This is a genomic window from Pseudomonas sp. 05N434, assembly GCF_056396965.1.
Window position 1 is genome coordinate 1 of sequence record NZ_JBFTMK010001150.1, and the last position, 432, is coordinate 432.

General features: G+C 54.2%; 1 protein-coding gene. It reads left to right on the forward strand.

Features of this window, described 5'->3' with window-relative positions; genetic code table 11:
• The first annotated feature begins 126 nt into the window (after window positions 1-126).
• The gene (locus AC1DLB_RS32175; protein WP_064616011.1) at window positions 127-396 is read left to right on the forward strand and encodes a hypothetical protein; all 270 of its coding nucleotides are present in this window, start codon (window positions 127-129) and stop codon (window positions 394-396) included.
• The last annotated feature ends 36 nt before the right edge of the window (window positions 397-432 follow it).

A 432-nucleotide genomic window follows, 5' to 3' on the forward strand; every position in this document is an offset into this window, starting at 1 on the left:
GTATTGGCCGGGTTTACTTCCCCAGATTGCTCGCCTACAGTTCGCTCGTCGCTGACGAATCAGCGATCGATCTTAGCCGGTCGAAACAAAGATGAATCCTCACCCAAGTGACCGGAGTTAGACCTAATGGCTAAGTATCACCCCTTGCAAGGCAATTTCAGCGTCGGCCCGACTCTGTATATCGACACCGAAGCCAAATTCTCGGATCTCCTCGAAACCGCCACTCACCGAATCAAAGCCGCGCGCAATCTGCTCAATAGCGTCACCTGCCTGTGCATCAAAAACGTCGAAGGTCACGATCTGGAGCATTTCGCCAATGCTGCACACCTGTTGATTCAGGACGGCTGTGACGCCTTGGATGCTTTGGGCTGGAAGCTGGAAAAAGCCGCACTTTGAAGACCGGAAAGCCGCGATCGTCGCGCATCTGGTCGC